Source organism: Pseudoalteromonas sp. NBT06-2 (assembly GCF_002276045.1).
Lineage (GTDB): Bacteria > Pseudomonadota > Gammaproteobacteria > Enterobacterales > Alteromonadaceae > Pseudoalteromonas.
Genome location: NZ_NQMR01000092.1, coordinates 1 through 1,830 on the forward strand (window position 1 = coordinate 1; position 1,830 = coordinate 1,830).

Sequence of the window (1,830 nt, forward strand, 5' to 3'; positions counted from 1 at the left end):
AAATAACTAATGTGACAGGTAATAGCGTAACTACCGTTCTTACTACTAAGCAATTAGAGAGAGTAGCCTATTCTTTCGAGTAGCTACGATTATGCGGGCTAATCAAATAGCTTTAATTTTCTTGCATGTAACTTATTGAAATAAAACTATTAGATGAGTAGTATTTGAGATAAAATTTAAGAGATAGTACTTATACCGATAGAGGTTTACATGGCTGAGTTGCGATTGAAATCTGGCGATTCTTTGGCTAGAAAGCATGTTGTTTTTATTCACGGATTAGGTGGCCATACAGAGACAACATGGCAATCAAATAATTCAGAAAAAGTTTTTTGGCCTGTATGGCTGAATGAAGATATCGAAGATTGCAGCATTTGGGCTATTGGGTACGAAGCGCCAAAGTTCGCTTTTCTAGATGCGGGTATGGGTATCCAAGATAAAGCGCAAAACATACTAGAATTACTCTTGGCTGAACAGAGACTAAGTAAAGGCGAAATAATACTTGTTGGTCATAGCCTCGGCGGGTTAATTATTAAACAACTTCTTAGGTTGGCAAGTGACCAGAGTGGGCGTTTAGATGCTGTTGGTCTAGTAAATCGAGTTACAGGCGTCGCTTTTATGGGTACGCCTCACACTGGTGCAGATTTAGCACAAAAAGGGAATACTCTTTTAGGACAAGTTTTACTCAGGGCTTTTACATTTCTATTACTCAAGCCATCGGCGGTAACTGCTTCATTAGGGCGCAACGATGCCACTCTTCGGGAGTTGAATACTTGGTATCGAGAATGGTGCTACGATAAAGAAATTCGCCATTTAGTTCTTGTTGAATCTAAATCTCTCCCAATATTTGGGAGGATTGTTAAGCCTGATAGTTCCGATCCTGGACTACAAGTGCGCCCAACCTCGATAGATGCTCATCATATTAATATAAGTAAGCCTTCTTCGAAACAAGACGAAATCTACATACTTGTTAAAAGCTTTGTCGAAAAACAGTCGCTATCAAAACAGGCTTGTTGGTTACGGTCAAATTTTGGTAAAGACCATAGTGGGTGGAAGGAGTATGGCAATTGGGCCAATTGCCCAAAGGGGATTGAGGAAGAATACATATTAGATCAAGCTATACGCCTTCATAGTTCTTCCTCTAATAACTCAGAAGGCTTAGCTACAGTTGATGCATTGAATTTGCTTAGAGAGCGCTTACTCAAAGCCGGTGTATCCATCCGCTTAGTAGGCCTGTCAGGTGTAGGGAAAACACGCTTCGTACAAGCACTATTTGACGATAGAATCGAAGGAATTGCTCTTGATAAGGAGACCGTATTCTATACAGACATTAGCTTATCTCCTTCACCCACACCACGAGTTTTAGTCGAAAGGCTCGCAAGAGACAGTATCCAGTCGATAATTGTAGTGGATAACTGTGCTCCCGACTTACATCGTGAGCTCACCAATTTATGTAAAGATAACGGCACAACGAGAATCCTAACTGTTGAGTACGACGTTAGGGAAGATCAGCCAGAGCAAACAGAAGTCTATACCTTAGAGCCTAGTTCCAGAGAACTTATCGAAGCAATGATTTCATCAATGTTCCCATATCTAAATAGGCAAGCTTCTAGGAAGATTGCAGACTTCTCGGGAGGAAATGCAAGAGTAGCTAATGCACTTGCCTCTACTGTTAAAAAAGATGAAAACATATCCAGATTAAAAGATGAAGAGTTGTTTAGAAGGCTATTTTATCAGCGTCATGATTCAGATATTGGCTTAGACAAAGCAGCTGAGGGCTTATCATTAGCATATTCGTTTCAGTTGGAATGTAAACGACCGGACAAATACACC

The 1,830-nt window shown here is 40.4% G+C and carries 1 protein-coding gene; it reads left to right on the forward strand.

Going from position 1 to position 1,830, the window contains the following annotated elements:
• Positions 1–210: 210 nt before the first annotated feature.
• On the forward strand, positions 211–1,830 hold a 1,620-nt coding region (locus CJF42_RS16760; RefSeq protein ID WP_141235582.1), incomplete at its 3' end, for an esterase/lipase family protein.